Below are 22,774 nucleotides of genomic sequence, written 5' to 3' on the forward strand. Positions count from 1 at the left end.
CATTTTAACGTTACGCGGTTTGCGAAAGATGGGCGTCAATTTTGTTCATAATGGCGTCGGCGCGTTTTACCGCGTCGCTGATATTGACGCGAACGATAGTTTTACCCGCAAACCGCTCTTCGAACTTGATGCCGATATCTTTAGTCAAAATCACCATATCGGCGCTCGCCACATCCTCTGCCGTCAGTTCATTTTCCAGCCCAATCGAGCCCTGAGTCTCCACTTTCACATCCCAACCTTTCGCTTTGGCTGCGCTTTCCAGCGCTTCAGCCGCCATATAGGTATGCGCAACACCAGAAGGACACGCGGTTACTGCAATAATTTTAGTCATGGCTTATTCCTCGCTTAATTCATCTCAAAATCTAAATCCAGGTCGTCTTCTTTTTCGTCAACTTGCGACACATTCTTACGCGTCAGGCTTTTCAGCACGTTAACGCAGACTGCCGTTACCACCGCGCCCACGGCGACTGCCGCGACATAACCCAGCTTGCCTTCCACGACTGGCAGAACAATTAAACCGCCCCAACCGGCATAACACTGCGCGCCAAACAGCGCGGCCATTACCGCACCGCAAGCGGAGCCCACCATAATGGATGGGATCACGCGCAGCGGATCGGCAGCGGCGAAAGGAATCGCCCCTTCCGTTACGCCCACGCAGCCCATGACCAGCGCGGCTTTACCGGCTTCGCGCTCTTCAACAGAAAAATTCTTGCGGCCAATCAGCGTCGCCAGCCCCAGTCCCAGCGGCGGTACGCAGATGCTCACCGCGGCGATAGCCACCACGGTATATACGCCCTGCGCCACGCAAATCAGCATGAACGCATAAGCGACTTTATTAACCGGACCGCCCATATCAAAAGCCAGCATCAGCCCCATGATCACCGCCAGCAGCACGATGCTGCCCTGCTGCATCCCTTGCAGCCATTGGGTCAGGCTGCTTGTCAGCGCACCGATCGGTTCGCCCAGCCCCCACATCATGATGCCCGCGGTGATAAAAGTGCCAACGATGGGAATCACAAAAACAGGCATCACAGAACGCAGCACCTTATGCACCGGGATTTTCTTCAAGTAATGCACCACGATCCCGCCGATAAGTCCGGCGATAAGTGCCCCGAAAAAGCCCGCGCCGAAGCTGTTACCCACCCAGGCACCAATCGCGCAAGGAGCCAGCGCGGAGCGTTCGGCAATGGAGTAGCCGATGTATGCGGCGAGGAAAGGCACCATCAGCGTCAGCCCGGCGACACCGATATCAAACAGTTTTTTAAGATTCGGATCGGTGGCGGCATCGGGTACGGCGCCCTTGCCATATAGCATGACGGAGACTGCCAGCAAAATTCCGCCAGCCACCACAAAGGGGATCATATGCGAAACACCGGTCATCAGGTGCTGGCGGGTATTTTTCAGGATCTGTACCAACTCTTTCATAAGTCGCTCCCGGGCTGGATAAAGCCCATGTCCATAAAGTTACTGCGGAAAACAATAGGCAATCCATTGCCGCGCAGACAGTGGATAAAAAGGCCATTTACTGGATTTTTGTAATATCAGTATAAAAATGCGATCCGCTTCATAACTTCTGAAAAAGGTAAAACACGCGCTACCACGCTAAGTTGTGAGACAACTCGCACTTTTTGCGCTACATTACATTTATCCAGCTTTTGACAGATTTGTCACATGGCGTATTCCGGCTACCTCCTTTTATGCTGTAGCGAGAGAATCGTTATGGGAGAGAGGCAATGCCCCTTATTGTGGAATTTACCTGTGAACTGCCGAATGGCGTACATGCGCGCCCGGCAAGCCACGTAGAAACACTGTGTAATACCTTCACGTCGCAAATTGAGTGGCACAACCTGCGCACCGATCGCAAAGGCAGCGCCAAAAGCGCGCTGGCGCTGATTGGCACCGACACGCTGGCTGGCGACCACTGTCAGCTGGTGATTTCCGGTGCCGATGAACAGGTTGCCTGTCAGCGTCTGAGTCAATGGCTGCGCGATGAATTCCCACTCTGCGACGCGCCGCTGGCGGAGATTAAAAACAGCGAACTGGAGCCGCTTCCGGCGTCGTTGACCCAGCTGAATCCGCAGATTTACCGCGCCCGTAGCGTGTGTAGCGGCAGCGCGGGCGGCGTACTGACGCCACTCTCTTCCCTGGATCTCAATGCGCTCGGCGAACTCCCGACCGCCAACGACACAGAGACGGAACAAGCCTCGCTGGACAATGGCTTAGCGATGTTGATAAAGCATATTGAGTTTCGTCAGCTCGACAGTGACGGTGCCGCCAGCGCGATTCTGGAAGCCCATCGTTCGCTGGCAGGCGACGCTTCACTGCGTCAGCATTTACTGGACGGCGTTCTGCGCGGTTTAAGCTGCGCGCAGGCAATCGTGGAAAGCGCGAACCATTTCTGCAATGAGTTCGCTCGCGCCAGCAGCAGCTATTTACAGGAACGCGCGCTGGATGTTCGTGACGTTTGCTTCCAGTTACTGCAACACATTTACGGTGAGCAGCGCTTTCCGGCGCCGGGCCAGTTGACCCGGCCATCTATCTGTATGGCGGAAGAGTTGACGCCAAGCCAGTTCCTCGAACTGGATAAAACCTTTCTCAAAGGTCTGCTGTTAAAAAGCGGCGGCACCACTTCGCACACGGTGATTCTCGCCCGCTCATTCAACATTCCCACCCTGGTTGGCGTGGAGATTGAGGCCTTAACACCGTGGCGTCAGCAGACGGTTTATATTGACGGCAACGCAGGCGCGATTGTCGTTGCGCCTGACGAGCCTGTCACTCGTTACTATCAGCAGGAAGCCCGCGTGCAAGACGCCCTGCGCGAACAGCAGCGCATCTGGCTGACCCAGGAAGCGCGCACCGCTGACGGCATCCGCATGGAGGTCGCCGCCAACATCGCGCACTCCGTCGAGGCGCAAGCGGCCTTTAGTAACGGCGCGGAAGCGGTTGGCCTGTTCCGCACAGAAATGCTGTATATGGACCGCGCCTGCGCGCCGGACGAAAACGAGCTGTACAATATTTTTTGCCAGGCGCTGGAGTCCGCAAAGGGACGCAGCATTATTGTGCGCACAATGGATATAGGCGGCGATAAGCCCGTTGATTATCTGAATATTCCTGCCGAAGCCAACCCATTCCTCGGCTATCGCGCCGTCCGTATTTATGAAGAGTACGCTTCTCTGTTTACCACCCAGCTACGCTCGATCCTCCGCGCGTCCGCCCACGGCAACCTGAAAATCATGATCCCGATGATCTCCTCTATGGAAGAGATTCTGTGGGTCAAAGAGAAGCTGGCGGAAGCCAAACAGCAGCTGCGTAATGAACATATCCCGTTCGATGAGAAGATCCCACTCGGCATTATGCTGGAAGTGCCGTCGGTGATGTTCATCATCGATCAATGCTGTGAAGAGATTGATTTCTTTAGTATTGGTAGTAACGATCTAACACAATACCTGCTGGCGGTAGACCGTGATAACGCCAAAGTCACTCGTCACTACAACAGCCTGAATCCCGCCTTCCTGCGCGCGTTGGATTTCGCGGTGCAGGCGGTACATCGTCAGGGCAAATGGATTGGTCTGTGCGGCGAACTGGGGGCCAAAGGTTCGGTTCTGCCATTGCTGGTAGGTCTGGGGCTGGACGAGATCAGCATGGGCGCGCCGTCGATTCCCGCCGCCAAAGCGCGGATGGCACAACTCGACAGCCGAGCCTGCCGCCAGTTGTTGAATCAGGCGATGGCCTGCCGCACCTCGCTGGAGGTGGAGCATCTGCTGGCGCAGTTCCGCATGTCGCAGCAGGATGCCCCGCTGGTTACCGCCCAATGCATAACGCTTGATAGCGACTGGCGCAGCAAAGAGGAAGTGATTAAAGGCATGACCGACAATCTGCTGCTGGCGGGCCGCTGCCGCTACCCGCGCAAACTGGAAGCCGATCTATGGGCGCGCGAGGCGGTATTCTCCACCGGACTGGGCTTTAGCTTTGCCATTCCGCACAGCAAATCGGAACATATCGAACAGTCCACCATCAGCGTGGCGCGCCTGAACGCGCCGGTACGCTGGGGAGATGACGAGGCGCAGTTCATCATTATGCTGACGCTTAACAAACACGCCGCGGGCGACCAGCATATGCGTATTTTCTCGCGCCTGGCCCGCCGCATCATGCACGAAGAATTCCGCAACACGCTGGTTAACGCCGCTTCCGCCGACGCTATCGCCAGCCTGCTGCAACATGAACTTGAACTGTAAAGGAAAGACTATGGAACTCTATCTGGATACCGCTAACGTGGCGGAAGTTGAACGTCTGGCGCGCATTTTCCCGATTGCCGGCGTCACCACCAATCCAAGCATTGTGGCAGCCAGCAAAGAATCTATCTGGGATGTGCTGCCCAGGCTGCAAAACGCCATCGGCGAAGAAGGCACTTTATTTGCGCAGACCATGAGCCGCGACGCGAAAGGGATGGTGGAAGAAGCCAAACGACTGAATAACGCCATCCCCGGCATTGTGGTGAAAATTCCGGTGACCGCCGAAGGTCTTGCAGCGATTAAATTGCTGAAAAAAGAAGGCATCGTGACGCTGGGCACCGCCGTCTACAGCGCATCGCAGGGCCTGCTGGCGGCGCTGGCGGGCGCAAAATATGTCGCTCCCTACGTCAACCGCGTTGATGCGCAGGGCGGCGATGGCATTCGTATGGTTCAGGAGCTGCAAACGCTACTGGAACATCACGCGCCCGACAGCATGGTACTGGCGGCCAGCTTTAAAACGCCGCGGCAGGCGCTGGATTGCTTACTGGCAGGTTGCCAGGCGATTACCCTTCCTTTAGATGTAGCGCAACAAATGCTCAATACGCCTGCGGTAGAGTCGGCAATAGAGAAGTTTGAGCAAGACTGGAAAAACGCTTTTGGTAATCTGAACCTGTAGGAGAGAAATGTATGGATCGCATTATTCAGTCACCAGGTAAGTATATTCAGGGTGCAAACGTCATCGCGCGTCTTGGCGATTATTTAAAACCAATGGCGAACAACTGGCTGGTTGTGGGCGATAAATTCGTGCTGGGATTTGCCGAAGAGACGCTGCGCAAAAGCCTGACGGATGCCGGTTTGTCAGTAGAAATCGCCCCGTTTGGCGGCGAATGTTCGCAAAATGAGATCGACAGGCTGCGCGCCGTCGCCGAGAAAAGTCAGTGTGGCGCCGTACTGGGTATCGGCGGCGGTAAAACGCTGGATACCGCCAAAGCGCTGGCGCATTTTATGAACGTCCCGGTCGCTATCGCGCCGACTATCGCCTCTACCGACGCACCGTGCAGCGCACTCTCGGTTATTTATACCGATGCCGGTGAGTTTGACCGTTATCTGCTGCTGCCGCATAACCCGAATATGGTTATTGTCGATACGCAGATAGTGGCGGGCGCGCCGGCGCGTCTGCTGGCAGCCGGTATCGGCGATGCGCTGGCGACCTGGTTTGAAGCGCGCGCCTGCTCACGCAGCGGCGCCACCACAATAGCGGGCGGCAAGTGTACACAGGCCGCGCTGGCGGAGCTATGCTATAACACGCTGATCGAAGAAGGCGAAAAAGCCATGTTGGCCGCCGAACAGCACGTCGTCACGCCAGCGCTGGAACGCGTCATCGAAGCCAACACCTACCTGAGCGGGGTCGGTTTTGAAAGCGGCGGTCTGGCCGCAGCGCACGCGATTCATAACGGTTTAACGGCGATTCCGGATGCGCACCACTATTATCACGGTGAGAAGGTCGCTTTCGGTACGCTGACGCAACTGGTGCTGGAAAACGCGCCGGTCGAAGAAATCGAAACCGTTGCGGCGCTGTGCCATTCCGTTGGCCTGCCGATTACGCTGGCGCAACTGGATATTAAACAGGATATCCCGGCCAAAATGCGCACCGTCGCGGAAGCCTCCTGCGCAGAAGGTGAAACTATTCATAACATGCCTGGCGGCGCAACGCCGGATGAAGTGTACGCCGCGCTGCTGGTCGCCGACCAGTATGGTCAACGCTTCTTGCAGGAATGGGAATAAGGTCTGAGCAATACTCCTGACAATAGTCAGGAGTATTTCAGCTTGCTGACACAACAGAATTCATTTGCCGAATGTCGACACAGGCACCTTATCTGGCCTTGTTATCCAATCATCCAGGCCGGGTAAGCGAAGCGCCATCATCAGGTATTCCATAGCCTGGAATCAGTCCATTTTGTCCTGAAATAGACTTTTTTATCACGCACCATTCTCTCCGCGGAAAGTCAAATGACGTACTGACACACTTCACGGACGAAGAAGATGAAATTCGCACAGGCGCTTATCGGTATTCTTGCTGCTTTTTTTATTAGCCATATCTCTCATCATTCGCCACGCTCTGATACCAGACCAATAACCGTTCAGGCGCAAACTAATGCTGCAATCACCCAAAGTGCCGGGACGCAAATAGGTAAGACGCTATTTTATGATGCTGCCTATGTTCGTCTGGATTATCCGAATGGCGATCTTCCGCTGGAGCGTGGCGTATGTGCAGATGTCGTCATCCGCGCGCTGCGCAGTCAGCAGGTTGATTTACAGAAACGGGTACATGAAGACATGCAGGCGCATTTCTCTGCCTACCCGAATAACTGGAAGCTGAAACGCCCGGACAGCAATATCGACCATCGCCGCGTTCCGAATCTGGAAACCTGGTTCCAGCGTCACAACAAAGCGTTACCGGTGACAGATAAATATAGCGATTATCAACCGGGAGATATTGTCTCCTGGCGACTGGATAACGGCCTTGCGCATATTGGCGTGGTATCCCTGAACGTCACGCCTGAAGGGGTGCCGCTGGTTGTGCATAACATAGGCGCGGGAGCACAGGAGGAAGATGTATTATTTAACTGGAAAGTCACGGGGCATTTTCGTTATTTTTCGCATTAAACGCGGAAAACGTCAGCGACTACCGAATAGCAGCCGCTGACGAATTAACCCATCAGATTATTGCAGATCGAAACGGTCCAGGTTCATCACTTTCACCCATGCCGCGACGAAGTCCTTCACAAACTTCTCGTGCGCATCGCTACACGCGTAAACTTCCGCCAGCGCGCGCAGTACGGAGTTGGAACCAAACACCAGATCGGCGCGGGTCGCCGTGTATTTCACCTCGCCAGTCAGACGATCCCGGCCTTCGAACAGCTCATTAGATTCGTCGGTCGGTTTCCACTCGTAACGCATATCCAGCAGATTAGCGAAGAAGTCAGTGCTGAGCACGCCCGGTCTGTCAGTAAAGACACCGTTCTGGCTGCCGTCAAAGTTGGTTCCCAGCACACGCATCCCGCCAACCAGTACCGTCATTTCCGGTGCGGTCAACGTTAACTGCTGCGCTTTATCAATCAACAGCGATTCGGTCGTCGACACATCCAGACGCGCACGATAGTTACGGAATCCATCGGCAATCGGTTCAAGCAGCGAGAACATCTCGATGTCGGTCTGATCCTGACGCGCATCCACCCGGCCCGGCGCAAAAGGTACGCTGATGCTGACACCCGCAGCAGCGGCCGCCTGCTCGATACCGACCACGCCCGCCAGCACAATAATATCGGCCAGCGAAGCTTTATTCGTCGTTTTCTGGAGCGCTTCTAATACCGGCAGAACGCGAGCCGCAACGGCGTTGACCTCCCAGTCGCGCTGAGGCGCTAATGCCAGACGCGCGCCGTTAGCGCCGCCACGCTTATCGCCACCGCGGAAAGTAGACGCGGATGCCCAGGCAACCGAAACCATCTCGCTAATAGAAAGCCCGGATGCAGCGATCGCCGCTTTCAGGTTGATAATGTCTTCCTGCGTTGGCTGATAGAGCGGTTGCGGCAACGGGTCCTGCCAGATCAGATCTTCTTTCGGCACTTCCGGTCCGATGTAACGCGCTTTTGGTCCCATATCTCTGTGCGTCAGTTTGAACCAGGCACGAGCAAAGGCTTCATTAAAGGCCTGCGGATCGTTAAGGAAACGACGGGAAATCTTCTCGAACTCCGGATCAAAACGCAGCGTCAGGTCGGTGACCAGCATGGTTGGCTTACGTTTTTTCGACGGATCGAACGGGTCCGGGATGATATCCGGCGCATCAACCGCTTCAAACTGGATAGCGCCAGCCGGACTACGGGTTTGTACCCACTCATATTTGAACAGGTTCTCGAAGAAATAGTTGCTCCACTGGGTCGGCGTCTGCGTCCAGACCACTTCCAGCCCGGAGGTGATAGCATCCGCGCCAACGCCGCTACCATAGCTGCTGGCCCAACCTAAGCCCTGCGCTTCAATCGGCGCGGCTTCCGGATCGGCCCCTACATGGGATGCCGCTGCCGCGCCGTGGGTTTTACCGAGGGTATGCCCGCCAGCGATCAACGCCACGGTTTCTTCGTCGTTCATCCCCATATTGCCAAAGGTAGCGCGAATGGCGGCGGCGGCAGAAAGTGGTTCGCCGCTGTGATCCGGCCCTTCCGGGTTAACGTAGATAAGGCCCATCTCGGTCGCGCCCAGCGGCGCTTTTGCCAGCGCTTCAGGGTGTCGGTGAGTCAACCAGGCTTTTTCATCGCCCCAGTTCACATCCAGATCCGGTTCCCAGACATCTTCACGCCCGGCGCCAAAACCGAAGGTACGGAAGCCGGAGTTTTCCAGCGCCACGTTACCCGCCAGAATAAACAGGTCGGCCCAGGAAATTTTCTGGCCATATTTCTGCTTAATCGGCCACAACAAACGACGCGCCTTATCCAGGCTGACGTTATCCGGCCAGGAGTTAAGCGGCGCAAAACGCTGTTGACCACGACCCGCGCCGCCACGACCATCAATAGAACGGTAGGTGCCAGCGCCATGCCAGGCCATACGAATAAACAAACCGACATAGCTGCCCCAGTCGGCGGGCCACCACGGTTGTGAATCGGTCAGCAGCGCCTTGAGATCCCCTTTCAGGGCGGAGTAGTCTAACTTGCTAAACTCTTTGCGGTAGTCAAAGTCTTCGCCCAGCGGGTTAGAACGGTTGGAATGTTGATTCAAAAGATCCACGCGAAGCTGGTTCGGCCACCAGTCGCGGCTGGCTGTCCCTGCGCCTGCGCTTCGGTCATGCCCCCCCTGATGGAAAGGACATTTTCCAGTGGATAACGTGTTATGGGTATCGTCGGTCGTGCTCATATCTCAGCTCCCTTTTAAAGTGTTACCGTTACGATATACACCAGGAGCAAATAGATATAGTTGAATTAATCCACAGATTCAATAGCTAATACCTTTTATATTTTTAGTTACAGAGATGTAGATCAATATGAGGTGTAATAAAGCTCCCGGCAGGGAGCTGGAGGTTATAAACCCGGTCTTACGCCCAGCGTGTGGCAAATGGCATAACTCATTTCCGCACGATTCAACGTGTAGAAGTGGAAATCCTTCACTCCTTCGCGACTTAAAATTTTCACCATGTCCATCGCAATGTTAGCGCCCACCAGCTTGCGGGTTTCTGCGTCATCATCCAGCCCCTCAAACATCAGTGACATCCAGGACGGAATGCGGACATTGGTCATATCGGCAAATTTTTTCGCCTGTTTAAAGTTAGACACCGGTAAAATGCCGGGAATAATTTCTACGTCGATACCGGCGGAAACACAGCGGTCGCGAAAACGCAGGTAGCTTTCCACATCGAAGAAAAATTGGGTTATCGCGCGGTTAGCGCCAGCATCCACTTTACGCTTCAGATTAAGCAGATCGGCCTGCGCGCTTTTCGCTTCCGGATGTACCTCCGGATAGGCCGCTACTGAAATATCGAAATCGGCCACCTCTTTGAGCAAACCAACCAGATCGGCGGCGTACATCTCCGGCTTACCGCTGCCCGGCGGCAAATCGCCGCGCAAAGCGACAATGTGGCGGATACCGTTATTCCAGTAGTCGCGGGCGATGGTGCGCAGTTCATCGCGCGTGGCGTCAATACAGGTAAGGTGCGGCGCGGCCTCAAGCCCAGTACGCTCTTTGATGCCTTTAATAACGCTATGGGTGCGGTCGCGTTCCCCGGAGTTGGCGCCATACGTTACCGAAACAAACTTCGGTTTCAGACTGCTCAGGCGATCGATGGAGTTCCACAGGGTTTGCTCCATTTCACTGGTGCGCGGCGGGAAAAATTCAAACGAAACGTTAATCTGACCCTGTACTTCCGCCAGGCTCTGATTCAGGGCTTCCCGCTGGTTGGCGTGAAAAAAGCTCATACCTTACCTCATCAATCGCATGTTATTATTTGTTGTGTTGTAAACATCTATCCGTTTAGACGTCCAGATGTAAAAATGACGGAAAAGCGGGAGGACGTCAACTGAAAAATCACGCCAAAGAATGAGGAATATTCAGCAAAGATGAATTTTCTTCATGTCACGCCGCGGCACTGAACGCGCCGCGGCAGGGGAAATTACTTCTTCACATCCGCAACGCGCATTCCTTTGAGCTGCTCATCCGTGATGGTGTTGCCCGCCTTAAAGTAATCAACTATCGCATTCGACACATAGTAGCCGCCGGAGGTATTCCGCGCCTGGCCTTCCGTGAATGCCGCAAAACCATCACCGCCGTCGGCAAGGAAGCTGTTGGTAGCGATGTGATAAACCGTAGCATCGTCAATCGGCTTGCCATTGAGCGTCAGCACGGTAACCCGCTGGCCGACAGGTTTGCTGCTGTCATACTTCATCTCCAGCCCTTTAGACACCTGCAATACGCCGTTGCTTAATCCAGCGCCATGCTCCATCAGGCTGCGCAATTGTTTACCGGTTAAATCCATCGTGACCAGTTCATTAGGGAACGGGAAGGTACTGATTACCGCCCCCATCGTCACCGCGCCAGCCGGGATTTCGTTGCGGATACCGCCAGAGTTAGTAAGCGCTAACTGGGTGTCTTTCCCCGCCGTAAAAAGCAGCGCATCCGCCGCCAGATTCCCCAGCGACGACGATTCGCCATACGCGCGCGTTAACTCGACCGGCGACTGGGCCACCGTTTGCTGCACGACTTTATCGAGCTTTTTGTTCCAGCCGTCGATCACCTGTTTCGTTTGCGGATCGGGCTTCCACTCATCAGCAAAAATGGTCTTCAGCTCGAAGTTCTTCACCGTAAAGTGGTGTGGTTTCTCTTTGTAATCCAGCACCAGTTTACCCACATCAATACCGCCGCTGTCCGTTGAGAGGATCAGCGTATTACCGACTTTAATCGGTTCCGGCGTACCGACATGCGCGTGGCCGGTAATCAAAATATCCAGCCCTTTTACCTGACTTGCGGTCTGAATATCTTTATCCAGCGCGCGTCGCACATCGGTATTTCCCATGCTGGACTGGCGGGCCGGGGTGCCTTCGTGAATCAGCGCGACGGTCAGATCGACTTTACCTTTAAGTTCATCAATGTAACGTTGCAGCCACTTAATTTCATCGCGTGCCTCAATGCCCACGCGCGTCGCGGCAGAAACCGTATCATTAAAAGCAAAGACACCGTGTAAGCCGATTACGCCAATCTTGACGCCATCTTTTTCAACAATGGTGTACGGCTTATCCCAGAAGGATTTACTGCTGTCCTCATAAAAAATATTGCCCTGCACGATAGGGAATTTTGCCCGGCTCAGTTGCAACAATGTATTGTCCCAGCCATGATCGAACTCATGATTACCGATAGTGGCAGCGTCATACTGCATGGTATTCAAAATATCGATAATCGCTTTACCCTTCGTCAGGCTGCTGATATACGGTCCGGTAAAGTAATCTCCGGCATCAAAAAACCACGTCGCCTTATTTTTGGCTTTTTCCTGCTTCACCAGCGTGGTGATATTGGCCCAACCGCCAATATCGCGTTTACCGTCAGCAATCCACGGCACTTTATAAGGCTCCACATGGGCGTGTAGATCGTTGGTGTAAATAATGGTGACATCTTTGGCGCAGGCCCAGAACGGCAGCGTGAACAAAATACCGGCAGCAAGCAGTTTTACTTTCATAAATAAGTCCCTTTCAGTCATATAAAGATTCGCTACGTTACGTTCTGAAAGGTTTTTTTATGTGAGAGTCCTCACACCCGCGTACCGTTTTATGAAGGCAGAATCAACGACCTGCCAAAATCGTTGGTAAAATGTATGCCGCCTCTGTTCACCATTAATGCCTGCAAAAGCGCTGGTTGTCGCAATCTTGGGCTGCCTGACTCGCCGGATTATGTGTGGCCGGACTATCGCCTGGGTTATCCGGCATTGCATTGTCGAGCCTGCGGCAGTTATCCGCCGCTCTTCAACAAGGGGGAATTTCGCCGCTGGGCGTCTGCTTATATCGCGCAATATGCCAAAGAGCATGGTCACTTTTGCCCCGACTGCTATCAAAAAACATGGATTCGTTATGGACGTAATCCCGGCGGAACGCAGCGACTTCAGTGCCAGTACTGTAAGAAAGTCTGGACGCCAAAACAGCACGCGCTGAATGTCGCCGAAACGCCGGAACAGATTTGCAGTATTCCGCTGCTCGTACCGTTTCAGGGAGCGAATGCCCTCCAGCAATTGTACTTTTTATTCAGTTTTGATGCTGTTCGCGGCAATATTCTTCACCTTTCCAGCAATTTCACGTTACTGTCTGCCGGAAAAAGTTTGCATTACCACTGGAAAGGAATTGCGCCGCCCGAGGGCGAGAAGGGCGATATTATTCACCGTATCGCCATTAAAGAACGGCAATTTTTACAGCGCAGTCAGTTCGATGAGATTCAGTATGGCCCGGCGGCGCTTAAACGTAACGCGCAAGGAACAATACTTCGCCCGGTCATTACGGCGCATGGTCATTTTCGGGTGCTGAAAAACCGTTTTCCTGATGTCACGACACACATCATTGCCCATGAGTGTTTTTTGCGCGGCGCGGTCATTACGGCATGGGCGGAGCGGTTTCGCCAGCGTCTCTCCTCGCTGTGGTTCGTTGAGGAAGAGATAAACGATGACGATTGCCGCGCAGAGTGGCAACTGTTAGGCAAAACATGGCAGGGATGGTGGCAAAATCAGTGGCAGCTCTGGGGGCAAGGTCACAACCGCAAAATGGTCTGTTCGTTAACCGGTTCCCACTTAGAACAAGGTGTCGCCGTTAATCTGGCGGCTAGTCGCCGCTTTGTTACCTGGCTATGGCAACAACCTGAATTCCAGCAAAGCGCCCACTATTCCGCCAAACGCGTCACGCAAATTCTGTATTTGCTGACGGAAAAATATAACTCACAATGGAATCACATTTAACCCAATGATGTAATGCCACGCATAAAAAATCACAGATTATCATTCAGAAGGCGCTATAGATTTAATCACCTCACATCCTACTTTTATACGCTGAAAAAGAATAGAACTATTTGATAAAATGGCCCTTCGTTTTAAGTTAAAATTGGCTATAAACGTTATTCACATAATCAATATTTATTATCAATTTAAATAGTTCTATACATTCTTATTTTCTATGGAAAACAAGGGATAAATATGGAAATTACTTTACCGTCAATGTCAGATAAAAAATGGACCTGCGCCGATCTCCTGAGTAGCTATCGATTCTGGGGGATCACTTTTTTCTTTTTGGTGCTCTCTTTTATCAGTTCGCTGGGATCGTCGTATGGTGTTTATTTTTGGAGTAAATCACTGTCTATTCCAGCCGATCGTATTGGTGTTATTCTCGTTTGCGGCCAACTGGGATACCTCCTGGGTATGGTTGCCAGCTGGTTTGTCTGCCGTATAAAAAATGTTACCCCTTCTACTTTGTTGCGCTCCTGTTAATCATTGGCGTGGTCTGTTCCTTCTGCATAAATGGCCCGTCTGACGTAGTCAGGCTTATCATAGCGCAGTTTTTAATTAATCTGGGTATGGGGATCATAACGCTGTTAGTCCCCATGCTGCTTTTCAGCGCTATCGGCAGTGCTCAGACATTTGTTATTTTATTTAGCCTCTGCTTACTGTTCAAATTTATCATCGCTGGCTATCTGTCTATATTTATATACTCAATTCCTTATATAGGAATAATCGTAATTACTTTAGCGGTTATCGCGCTTTTGCTACTATTACCGCTCAAAAAAGAACTTTTCTATATTGCACCGCCCAAAAGGTTCTCATCAACCCAGCGACCTGAGTGCGCAGAACCCCTTGTCGTCGCATTATTGGCCTTTTTCATTCCATTTTATATTATTTATTGGTTCTTCAGAATTCACCGGGAAATGCAATTTGTGGCGCCTTCGCCCCGACTCATGACCGCATGTGGCGCGGGATGGCTGTCAGCCATTATGCCGTTTGGCACAGCCATATTGTGTCTGACGCTTAGCGATGAAATCCGCGCTCTGCTGGCGAATAAAAACGAAGATGGCGGAATACGAACCGGCTGGACACTATTCTGGGCGTTACTGCTGCCACCCGTCGGCGCGGCGATTATCCAGGCAAAAATGAACCGTTTTATTACCGCTAATACCGCGGATACTGCTGACAGAGGATAAACATGGAAGGTTTTGAGTTATTTCCAAAAATTAAAGGCGCGATCAAATGGATGGCCGAGCACAGTGACTCAGTAATTCATTTTGGCTGGAATGTTGTTGCCGCCATCATTCTACTTTTCATCGGTAAGTTAATAGCTCGCTTACTATCGAGGGGGCTGGAAAAATTACTTCTCAGGCGGCAAGTGGATGCCACTATTGTCCACTTTTTCTCCGCGCTGGTTCGCTACATCACGATAGCTTTCACGACAGTAGCCGCTCTTGGCCGTGTCGGTATAGAAACCTCCTCAATTATTGCCGTTATCGGCGCGGCGGGTTTAGCCATTGGCCTGGCGTTGCAAGGGTCACTTTCCAACTTTGCCGCAGGCGTACTGCTTGTCTCCCTGCGCCCTTTCCGCGCCGGGGAAATTGTACAAATTGGCCTGGTTATCGGCACAGTAGAAAAGGTCCATATTTTCTCCACCACTCTGCTCACTGCGGATAGCAAAGAAGTTGTCATCCCGAATGGTAAAATTATTGCTGATAATATTATCAACTATTCACGACACCCCTATCGACGTATTGATCTGATTATTGGCGTGGATTACCAAAGCCGTATTGCTGACGTAAAAAACGTGATACATCGTATTATTGAGCAAGATCATCGCATTGATAAAACCCGCGATATTACAGTCCGCCTGGGCGAACTTGCGCCCTCTAGCCTGAATTTCTATGTTCGCGTATGGGTGCCCAACGCTCAGTACTGGAGTACTTACTACGATCTTCTGGAAAATATCAAGGAAGCAATGGATGAAAACGGCATCAATATTCCTTACCCCCGGATGGATGTCCGGGTTGAGAATGTAAAAAGCATCACGCCATAATGTTGCGTCAGCAATCGGATGGCGCTTCGTATATCAGTATCTACAGAATGACTGCATAACGTATTGATGAGGGAGCGAAGCGCAACCCGGCGCTTCGCTCACGAACTTGCCTTTATTACAGCAACTGCGCCAGGCGGTTGATATCCGACTGAATCGCCCCGGCGGTCACATCGCGGCCCGCGCCCGGCCCACGGATCACCAGCGGGTTATCGCGATACCAGCGGCTTTCAATAGCAAAGACATTATCGCACGGCAGCAGCGCCGCCAGCGGATGTTCCGGACGCACCGCTTCAACGCCGACGCGCGCTTTGCCATTGGCGTCGAAACGCGCCACGTAACGCAACACCAGCCCCAGTTCGCGGGCTGCCTCCAGACGCTGCACCATCTGTTCATTCAGCGCGTCGCCGTTTTCGAAAAAGTGATCGATAGACCCTTCTTCACAGTGCGCCGGCACCAACGATTCTACACGCACCTGATCCGGCTCGATGTCGTATCCCGCCTCGCGCGCCAGAATCACCAGCTTACGCATGACATCTTTTCCGGAAAGATCGACGCGCGGATCGGGTTCGGTCAGCCCCTGCTGCCAGGCCTGATCCACCAGATCGGTAAACGGCACCGTGCCGTCAAATTGCAGGAACAGCCAGGATAGCGTCCCGGAGAAGATCCCGCTGATCGAGAGAATCGTATCGCCGCTGTCAATCAGATCCCGCACCGTGTGGTTGATCGGCAACCCCGCGCCCACGGTGGCGTTATACAGCCAGTAACGCCCGGTTTTTTCAAACGCGTCATGAATCTGGCGATACTTATCGCTGGCGCTTGCGCCCGCCAGTTTATTGGCGCTAATCACATGAAAACCGTGGCTGGCGAAATCAAGATACTGATCGGCCAGTTGCTCGCTTGCTGTCACATCCAGCACCACTAAATCATCATACGGATGCGCACGCATCCACAGGAATAGCGACTCTTCGTCCTGCTCAACGGCTTCATCATCAAAGAATGCCAGCGCGCGGCTGGCATCCAGCCCTTCATAATTCAGCAGGCTACGGCGGCTATCCACCACGCCCGCCAGCACAAATTCAAAGCCAGTACGCGCGGAAAGCGTGCTTTGTTCACGGGCAAACAGTTCCAGCCAACGGGAGCCGATGTTCCCCTTACCGAACAGCATCAGGCCAATGCGTTTTTCGGCGCGGAAAATCGACTGATGCAGCCCCTGAATCAGGCTCTCAGTTGGGCCGGTACGCAGCACCGCCACCAGACTGATGCCCTCCTCCGACTGCCAGGTAAATTCCACTGGCTGACCTTTAAGCTGCTGCCAGAAGCGATGGCAGTGTAGCGGATTGCGAGTAACGCCCGCACCGACCATCGCCACCAGCGCCAGCCCCTGCCGCAGGCGCAATTCGCCCGGCAGCCCGACATCGTCGAGGAGTTTCAGTACGCTATCCGCTACCTCGGCGGTATAGCAGAACTGCAATAGCTGGCGATCGCGATGCACGCCCACTGCCAGCGGACGCGCCTGCGCCCGTTTTAAAATTTGGTCGAGCTCTTTATGCGCCAGCCTGAAATCCTGGCTGGCGGGCACCTGAAACTCAATCAGACAGATATCATCGTGACTGGTCACGATACGCGCGCCCGTCCCGGAAGCCAGCACTCGTTCAATTCGGGTTGACCCTTGATCCGGCGTGTAGCTACAGCGCAACTGCAAATCGATATCGCTGCCGGACACTGGCTGTAGCGTACGGGCGTGCAGAACAGGCGCCGCCAGATGCGCCAGCTCGCTGGCTTCGTCCAGACGCAGCAACGGCAGCAGGCAGGCATCTTTCACTTTGCGCGGGTCGGCACTATAAACGCCCGCGACATCGCTCCAGATGGTCACGCGGGAAACGCCCGCCAGCGCGCCGATTTGCGTGGCGGAATAGTCGGAACCGTTCCGGCCTAACAGGACCGTTTCGCCGTCATGATTGCGGCTGATAAAGCCGGTCACGACCAGACGTTTGCCCGGATGCTGCGCCAGTAGCTGTTGCAATAAAGGATAAGATAGCCCTTCATCAACCTGCGGCTGTGCGGCGCGTTCGGCGCGTAAAAATGCGCGCGCGTCCAGCCAGGCGGCATCCAGCCCCTGCTGATTCAGGACGGCGGACATCAATCTCGCCGACCAAATTTCGCCGTGTCCGACAATCTCAGCATAGACGGCATCCGTTACGCCGCCGTCGAGCAAGGCGGCAAGACGTTCCAGATCGCTGATAAAAGCGCTGGTTAAGTCATCTGCCGCGTCGGCGGGAAGCAGCCCGCTAATCAGATCGCACTGGTAGCGGCGTAACGTCTGTAATACCTGATGCGCAGAAAGGCGATCGGTCTGGCTTAACTTGAGCCAGCTAATCAACTGGTTGGTGGTACTGCCTGCGGCGGACACTACCATCATATCGTCAGGCTGCGAATACTCCGCCATAATGCCTGCGACACGCAGGTAACACTTCACATCCGCCAGACTACTGCCGCCAAATTTATGCAGTTGACGACCTTTCGCCCCTGCCTGCGCAATCACACTCATGTTTACCCCTTGTTTGCAGCCCGGAAGCCATTTTCCAGGTCGGCAATTAAATCTTCGCCATCTTCAATACCGGTGGAGATACGCAGTAGCGTTTCGGAGATCCCGGCGGAGGCACGCGCCTGCGGCGACATACCGGCATGCGTCATGGTGGCGGCGTGAGAGATCAAACTTTCCACTCCCCCTAAAGATTCCGCCAGCGTAAACAGCGACAACCCGCCCAGAAAACGACGCAGCGTCTCCTCATCCCCATCCAGTTCAAAACTCAACATTGCGCCAAAGCCTTTTTGCTGGCGCGCGGCAATTTCATGCCCCTGATTTTCCGGCAGCGACGGATGATACAGTTTTTTCACCAACGGCTGGGTTTGCAGATATTTCACAATCGCCTGCGCGTTGCGCTGCGCCAGCTCCATACGCGGCACCAGAGTTCGCAAACCGCGCAGCAGCAGATAGCTATCAAACGCCCCGCCGGTCACGCCAATATTATTCGCCCACCACGCCAGTTCAGTGACCACTTCCGGATCTTTCGCAATCACCACGCCGGCCACGACATCCGAATGACCGTTGAGATATTTCGTGCATGAATGCAACACCAGATCGGCACCCAACGCCAGCGGATTTTGCAGCGCCGGGCTTAAAAACGTGTTATCAACGACGCTCACTGCGCCCGCCTCGCGCGCCAGCCGACAGATTTTCGCAATATCCACCACGCGTAACAATGGATTACTTGGACTTTCTACCAGTACCAGCTTCGGTTTTTCTTCCAGCGCCGCCTGTAAGGCGCGTTCATCGCCCTGATCGACAAACCGCACACGATAACAGCCGCGTGTCGCCAGACTGTCAAACAGACGATAACTGCCGCCATAGCAATCATGCGGCGCGACCAGCAGATCGCCCGGCTTGAGGAAAACGGTGGTGACCAGATGAATCGCCGACATGCCGGTATTCGTCAATACCGCGCCCGCGCCGCCTTCCAGTTCCGCTAATGCGCGCTGAACCACATCACGCGTGGGATTACCGCGGCGGGAATAATCATGCGCGCGCGGCTCATTGAAACCGGTAAAGTTATAGGTACTGGAGAGATGAATTGGCGGCACAACGCAGCCGTATTGTTCGTCATCGTTTAATCCGCTACGCACTGCGATAGTGGCCTGTTTACGCGTCATATGAAGATACTCCTGGCTGAGTCGGTGAAAGTCAGGCCACAGATTAACCACTACCACAATAGACGTCAATACATCTGGACACCTAAACTTCTTTGCGTATAGATTGAGCAAACCGCAAATAGCCGTTAAAATTATATGCATTAGCGCACATCTGCGACCGCTAACTTCGTGTCAGGGCCGCGCCACTACGGTAAACTACGCGCGATTATGGTCCGGGCTCAGGTTCAGACCTCAATATTAATGACGAAGAGGATTAAGTATCTCATGGCTGAATGGAGCGGCGAATATATCAGCCCATACGCTGAGCACGGTAAGAAGAGTGAGCAAGTCAAAAAAATTACGGTTTCCATTCCTCTGAAGGTGTTAAAAATCCTCACCGATGAACGTACGCGTCGTCAGGTGAACAACCTGCGCCACGCCACCAACAGCGAGCTGTTGTGTGAAGCATTTCTGCACGCCTTTACCGGGCAACCCTTGCCGGATGATGCCGATCTGCGAAAAGAGCGCAGCGATGAAATCCCGGAAGCGGCAAAAGAGATCATGCGTGAGATGGGGATTGACCCGGAAACGTGGGAATACTGATAGCAAAGCATGCGGTCAGAACGCCTCTGGCCGCGCTTTTTTAACGATTCCCCCTGTACACGGCTATCTCCGACATTTTTCTAAACGTTCATCTTCCCGAATAGCCCTCGGTGGATAAATTTGTCAGACATAATAAGGTTTCTCTTCGTTATTTTCCTGAAAAAAATTCCCGACATGCCATAACCGATATAATTTTATTATATTTAAACTTCCAATCTTTATTTAAAGTTTCACGTAGCAAAGCGTACATGAATAATAATACACCGCCATATATTTACTGAACAAATAGTATAACGATGAGTATTGTTAAAAAGACCATGGACACCTCATATTTGTGACCAACATCATTATTCCCCTCCGCGGATTATTTTACTTTCTTAAATGTTTTTTCATCTCCGATAAATAAGAAGGTTAATATACATTCATTTTATCGATAATATCGAATGGGGAAATAAATATGTTATTTACAAGGAAAGTCTTACCTGTATTATGCTGCCTGTGTTTGAGCGGCAGCGTTTTGGCCTCAGGCGTTTTAGACCCAAACAGGCCAATGGTCGCATCAGCAGATGTCATTCCAGTCCATGAAGGGCCATTAGGTATGGTCGATGTCGCCCCCTACGGCGGCGTTTTCCCATTAACAGCAATCATTAATAAAGCCAATCATAATGTACAGAACGTGAAGGTTACCGTTTTAGGGAAAGGGGAAAAAGGTATCCCGATCAGTTATGATGTCGGCCCGCAGGCTATAAATACCCATGACGGCATACCTGTATTTGGCTTGTATCCAGATTATGTCAATAAAGTTAAAGTTGACTGGACTGAAGAAGGTAAAAAACAAACTTATACGTGGTCCATTTACGCCGCACCGGTATCATTACCCTCTACTACCGGGCAAACTGCCGTTCTTCCTACGGTAGAACCGGTTAAAGTCGATAGCTCGCTTAAAAATCGCTTATATCTTTTTAACCATATAACGGGGATGCCAAGAGCCGGCCACATTATGCATGTCGCAGGCGGCGCGACGAACTGGGATTATACCGGTATCAACTGGATTAGCGATACGAATGGCGATGTTCGCGGCTATATGAATATTGATAAATTCCGTAACCAGGATGATATAACGCGCTTTGGTTCCATGATGAGCTTCCATCAGGTTAACGATGGCAATCTTATTTTTGGCCAGGGTCAACGTTACTTTAAATATGATTTCTTAGGCCGCGTTATTTCCGATAAACGACTGCCAAAAGGATTTATTGATTTTTCGCACGCCATTACCGAAACGCCGAAAGGCACCTACCTGCTGCGTGTCGCAAAAGAAAATTATCCATTAAATGGTAAATACACCATCAATACTGTGCGTGATCATATTCTTGAAGTTGACCAGAACGGCGATACCGTCGATTACTGGGATCTGCCAAAAATCCTCGCCCCCTATCGTGACGACGTTATTCTGGCGATGGATCAGGGAGCGGTATGTTTGAGCGTCGATGCCGAACATTCCGGTCAGGTCATGACCAAAGAGCAGCTTGCAAAACAACCCTTCGGCGATATCGCGGGCTCCGGCCCGGGCCGCAACTGGGCGCATGTTAACTCCGTCAGCTACGATCCTCGCGACGACAGCATTATCATTAGCTCGCGCCACCAGTCTGCCATCATCAAAATTGGCCGCGATAAAAAAGTGAAATGGATACTTTCCGATCCATCCGGCTGGAAAGGCGAACTGGCGAAAAAAGTGCTGAAACCCGTAGACAGCAACGGTAAACCGCTAACCTGCGAAGCGCACCACTGCGACAGTGGATTTGACTGGACATGGACACAACATACCGGTTGGTTAGTGCCATCCAAAAGCACCGGAGGTAAAACCGTCGTGACCGCCTTTGATAACGGCGATGCGCGCGGCATGGAACAACCGGCCATGCCGTCAATGAAATATTCCCGCGGCGTGGAATATCAGATTGACGAAAAAAATATGACGGTTTCCCAAATGTGGGAATATGGTAAAGAGCGCGGTTTTGACTGGTACAGCGCCATTACTTCCGTCACGGAATATCGCCCGGAAACCAAAACGATGTTCATGTACTCGGCCACAGCGGGAATGAGCGGTACAAATCCAATCGTTTCCGTTCTGGATGAAGTCAAAGACGGTACTCAGGATGTGATGCTGGAGCTAAAAGTACACAGTAACCGTGCCGGTATGCTGGGTTATCGGGCGCTGATTATCGATCCAGAGCAGATGTTTAAAAAATAAAGCGTGAGAGTAAAAGTAAAACAGGCGGAAGCCAACTTCCGCCTGAATGGTTAAAACGTATTGTAGTTATGACATTCGCCTTATTGCCCTCGAAGAGGAATGCAAAAATATCAATGAATTACCAATCCAGCACCGACCCGATAAGCGCAGCGTCATTAGACAAACGCCACAATATACCGCGCCTTTGCTGGTGATATGTCATGAAAAATCTCTTTATCGCCTGGATAAGTTTATTGCTATATGGCTGCACAACCTTTCCACAAGCCGTAAAACCTACGACAGGCGGACAGCCCTCCCCGACGGAAATCTATATCGTCAGTCATGGCTGGCACACGGGAATTATTGCGCCGGCCCATGATGTTAATACCGTTCTGCCACAGCTTAAAAAGCGGTTCGCTCAGGAGACGCAGTGGTATGAAATCGGCTGGGGCGATAAGGGCTTTTATCAGTCACAAGAAATAACCACCGCGCTTACGCTCCAGGCCATGTTCTGGTCATCCGGCGCGGTTATGCACATCGTCGCCTTTTCCGGTCAACCAGAACGCTATTTCGTCGGTAGCGAGATAAAATCACTGCTCCTGCACACAAACCAGCGTAACAGTCTGATGCGCTATCTGGGCCGCAGCTTTGCGCGTGACGAAGGGGGTAATCTGATTCCGTTAAAACAAGGAATTTACGGCGATAGCCAGTTTTACGCCGCGAATGGCCGCTACGGCATACTCAATACCTGCAATAAATGGACAGCGAAGGGGCTGGAAAGTGCGGGACTGACTATAAATCCTTCGTTAAAACTCACGGCAGGAAGCGTAATGAAAGCGATTACGGATCACAGAATGTGTCTGAACAAATACTGTTATCCCTAGTGACTAGTCCTGATATAGGTTGACAGTTTTTTGTCTGTAAAACGCCTGATGAACATCATCGGGCGTTTTGTATTT

At 52.6% G+C, this 22,774-nt stretch carries 16 protein-coding genes and 1 pseudogene; 10 read left to right on the forward strand and 7 right to left on the reverse strand.

Features of this window, described 5'->3' with window-relative positions; translation table 11 throughout:
* Window positions 1–10: 10 nt before the first annotated feature.
* Together ACLJRU_RS21835 and ACLJRU_RS21840 are read right to left on the reverse strand one after the other, a co-directional pair.
* On the reverse strand, window positions 11–331 hold the full coding sequence (locus ACLJRU_RS21835; RefSeq protein WP_000161258.1) for a PTS fructose-like transporter subunit IIB: 321 nt from the start codon (window positions 329–331) through the stop codon (window positions 11–13).
* A gap of 14 nt (window positions 332–345) precedes the next feature.
* On the reverse strand, window positions 346–1,425 hold the full coding sequence (locus ACLJRU_RS21840) for a PTS fructose transporter subunit EIIC (RefSeq protein ID WP_023235448.1): 1,080 nt from the start codon (window positions 1,423–1,425) through the stop codon (window positions 346–348).
* 308 nt (window positions 1,426–1,733) lie between these two features.
* On the opposite strand from ACLJRU_RS21840, the gene ptsP reads away from it, so the two are divergent.
* The 4 genes from ptsP to ACLJRU_RS21860 all read left to right on the forward strand — a co-directional run bounded on the left by ptsP (window position 1,734) and on the right by ACLJRU_RS21860 (window position 6,899).
* Window positions 1,734–4,235: a phosphoenolpyruvate--protein phosphotransferase gene (gene ptsP / locus ACLJRU_RS21845; protein WP_001128497.1), complete on the forward strand. Its 2,502-nt coding sequence runs from the start codon at window positions 1,734–1,736 to the stop codon at window positions 4,233–4,235.
* 10 nt (window positions 4,236–4,245) lie between these two features.
* Complete coding sequence (gene fsa / locus ACLJRU_RS21850; protein WP_000424866.1) at window positions 4,246–4,908, forward strand: fructose-6-phosphate aldolase; 663 nt, start codon at window positions 4,246–4,248, stop codon at window positions 4,906–4,908.
* A gap of 11 nt (window positions 4,909–4,919) precedes the next feature.
* Window positions 4,920–6,017, forward strand: coding sequence for a glycerol dehydrogenase (locus tag ACLJRU_RS21855; RefSeq protein ID WP_023235447.1), 1,098 nt, complete (start codon window positions 4,920–4,922; stop codon window positions 6,015–6,017).
* A gap of 258 nt (window positions 6,018–6,275) precedes the next feature.
* Window positions 6,276–6,899 carry a DUF1287 domain-containing protein gene (locus ACLJRU_RS21860; protein ID WP_001541258.1) on the forward strand — a complete coding sequence of 208 codons (624 nt, stop codon included), beginning with the start codon at window positions 6,276–6,278 and terminating at the stop codon, window positions 6,897–6,899.
* Between the two features lie 57 nt (window positions 6,900–6,956).
* On the opposite strand, the gene katG is transcribed toward ACLJRU_RS21860, so the two are convergent.
* The 3 genes from katG to ACLJRU_RS21875 form a co-directional block, all read right to left on the reverse strand.
* Window positions 6,957–9,137 carry a catalase/peroxidase HPI gene (gene katG, locus ACLJRU_RS21865; RefSeq protein ID WP_000108112.1) on the reverse strand — a complete coding sequence of 727 codons (2,181 nt, stop codon included), beginning with the start codon at window positions 9,135–9,137 and terminating at the stop codon, window positions 6,957–6,959.
* 164 nt (window positions 9,138–9,301) lie between these two features.
* Complete coding sequence (gene metF / locus ACLJRU_RS21870; RefSeq protein ID WP_000007507.1) at window positions 9,302–10,192, reverse strand: methylenetetrahydrofolate reductase; 891 nt, start codon at window positions 10,190–10,192, stop codon at window positions 9,302–9,304.
* 194 nt (window positions 10,193–10,386) lie between these two features.
* Window positions 10,387–11,943, reverse strand: coding sequence for a bifunctional metallophosphatase/5'-nucleotidase (locus tag ACLJRU_RS21875; protein ID WP_000865252.1), 1,557 nt, complete (start codon window positions 11,941–11,943; stop codon window positions 10,387–10,389).
* A gap of 135 nt (window positions 11,944–12,078) precedes the next feature.
* On the opposite strand from ACLJRU_RS21875, the gene ACLJRU_RS21880 reads away from it, so the two are divergent.
* The 3 genes and pseudogenes from ACLJRU_RS21880 to mscS all read left to right on the forward strand — a co-directional run bounded on the left by ACLJRU_RS21880 (window position 12,079) and on the right by mscS (window position 15,295).
* Window positions 12,079–13,203 (forward strand): hypothetical protein, encoded by a 1,125-nt coding sequence (locus tag ACLJRU_RS21880; protein ID WP_001541257.1) that lies wholly within the window; start codon window positions 12,079–12,081, stop codon window positions 13,201–13,203.
* A 234-nt stretch (window positions 13,204–13,437) separates the two neighbouring features.
* Window positions 13,438–14,435: pseudogene (locus ACLJRU_RS21885) on the forward strand (hypothetical protein).
* A gap of 2 nt (window positions 14,436–14,437) precedes the next feature.
* A complete protein-coding gene (gene mscS, locus ACLJRU_RS21890) occupies window positions 14,438–15,295 on the forward strand; it encodes a small-conductance mechanosensitive channel MscS (RefSeq protein ID WP_000398254.1) in 858 nt (285 codons plus the stop codon).
* 115 nt (window positions 15,296–15,410) lie between these two features.
* Here the strand turns inward: mscS and ACLJRU_RS21895 are convergent, their stop codons facing one another.
* Window positions 15,411–17,843: a bifunctional aspartate kinase/homoserine dehydrogenase II gene (locus ACLJRU_RS21895; protein ID WP_023235445.1), complete on the reverse strand. Its 2,433-nt coding sequence runs from the start codon at window positions 17,841–17,843 to the stop codon at window positions 15,411–15,413.
* A 2-nt stretch (window positions 17,844–17,845) separates the two neighbouring features.
* A complete protein-coding gene (gene metB / locus ACLJRU_RS21900; RefSeq protein ID WP_000197217.1) occupies window positions 17,846–19,006 on the reverse strand; it encodes a cystathionine gamma-synthase in 1,161 nt (386 codons plus the stop codon).
* A 264-nt stretch (window positions 19,007–19,270) separates the two neighbouring features.
* Between metB and metJ the strand changes: the two genes are divergently transcribed.
* The 3 genes from metJ to ACLJRU_RS21915 all read left to right on the forward strand — a co-directional run bounded on the left by metJ (window position 19,271) and on the right by ACLJRU_RS21915 (window position 22,699).
* Window positions 19,271–19,588: a met regulon transcriptional regulator MetJ gene (gene metJ, locus ACLJRU_RS21905; protein WP_000852811.1), complete on the forward strand. Its 318-nt coding sequence runs from the start codon at window positions 19,271–19,273 to the stop codon at window positions 19,586–19,588.
* 457 nt (window positions 19,589–20,045) lie between these two features.
* The gene (locus tag ACLJRU_RS21910) at window positions 20,046–21,836 is read left to right on the forward strand and encodes an aryl-sulfate sulfotransferase (protein WP_001541254.1); all 1,791 of its coding nucleotides are present in this window, start codon (window positions 20,046–20,048) and stop codon (window positions 21,834–21,836) included.
* A 200-nt stretch (window positions 21,837–22,036) separates the two neighbouring features.
* Window positions 22,037–22,699, forward strand: coding sequence for a TIGR02117 family protein (locus ACLJRU_RS21915; RefSeq protein WP_000792788.1), 663 nt, complete (start codon window positions 22,037–22,039; stop codon window positions 22,697–22,699).
* Window positions 22,700–22,774 lie beyond the last annotated feature (75 nt).

This window comes from Salmonella sp. SAL00653, assembly GCF_046552515.1.
Lineage (GTDB): Bacteria > Pseudomonadota > Gammaproteobacteria > Enterobacterales > Enterobacteriaceae > Salmonella > Salmonella enterica.

Coding starts and splice junctions, on each gene's coding strand:
- ACLJRU_RS21835 (WP_000161258.1), bottom strand. CDS start 331: ATGACTAAAATTATTGCAGTAACCGCGTGTCCTTCTGGTGTTGCGCAT.
- ACLJRU_RS21840 (WP_023235448.1), bottom strand. CDS start 1,425: ATGAAAGAGTTGGTACAGATCCTGAAAAATACCCGCCAGCACCTGATG.
- ptsP (WP_001128497.1), top strand. CDS start 1,734: ATGCCCCTTATTGTGGAATTTACCTGTGAACTGCCGAATGGCGTACAT.
- fsa (WP_000424866.1), top strand. CDS start 4,246: ATGGAACTCTATCTGGATACCGCTAACGTGGCGGAAGTTGAACGTCTG.
- ACLJRU_RS21855 (WP_023235447.1), top strand. CDS start 4,920: ATGGATCGCATTATTCAGTCACCAGGTAAGTATATTCAGGGTGCAAAC.
- ACLJRU_RS21860 (WP_001541258.1), top strand. CDS start 6,276: ATGAAATTCGCACAGGCGCTTATCGGTATTCTTGCTGCTTTTTTTATT.
- katG (WP_000108112.1), bottom strand. CDS start 9,137: ATGAGCACGACCGACGATACCCATAACACGTTATCCACTGGAAAATGT.
- metF (WP_000007507.1), bottom strand. CDS start 10,192: ATGAGCTTTTTTCACGCCAACCAGCGGGAAGCCCTGAATCAGAGCCTG.
- ACLJRU_RS21875 (WP_000865252.1), bottom strand. CDS start 11,943: ATGAAAGTAAAACTGCTTGCTGCCGGTATTTTGTTCACGCTGCCGTTC.
- ACLJRU_RS21880 (WP_001541257.1), top strand. CDS start 12,079: ATGCCGCCTCTGTTCACCATTAATGCCTGCAAAAGCGCTGGTTGTCGC.
- mscS (WP_000398254.1), top strand. CDS start 14,438: ATGGAAGGTTTTGAGTTATTTCCAAAAATTAAAGGCGCGATCAAATGG.
- ACLJRU_RS21895 (WP_023235445.1), bottom strand. CDS start 17,843: ATGAGTGTGATTGCGCAGGCAGGGGCGAAAGGTCGTCAACTGCATAAA.
- metB (WP_000197217.1), bottom strand. CDS start 19,006: ATGACGCGTAAACAGGCCACTATCGCAGTGCGTAGCGGATTAAACGAT.
- metJ (WP_000852811.1), top strand. CDS start 19,271: ATGGCTGAATGGAGCGGCGAATATATCAGCCCATACGCTGAGCACGGT.
- ACLJRU_RS21910 (WP_001541254.1), top strand. CDS start 20,046: ATGTTATTTACAAGGAAAGTCTTACCTGTATTATGCTGCCTGTGTTTG.
- ACLJRU_RS21915 (WP_000792788.1), top strand. CDS start 22,037: ATGAAAAATCTCTTTATCGCCTGGATAAGTTTATTGCTATATGGCTGC.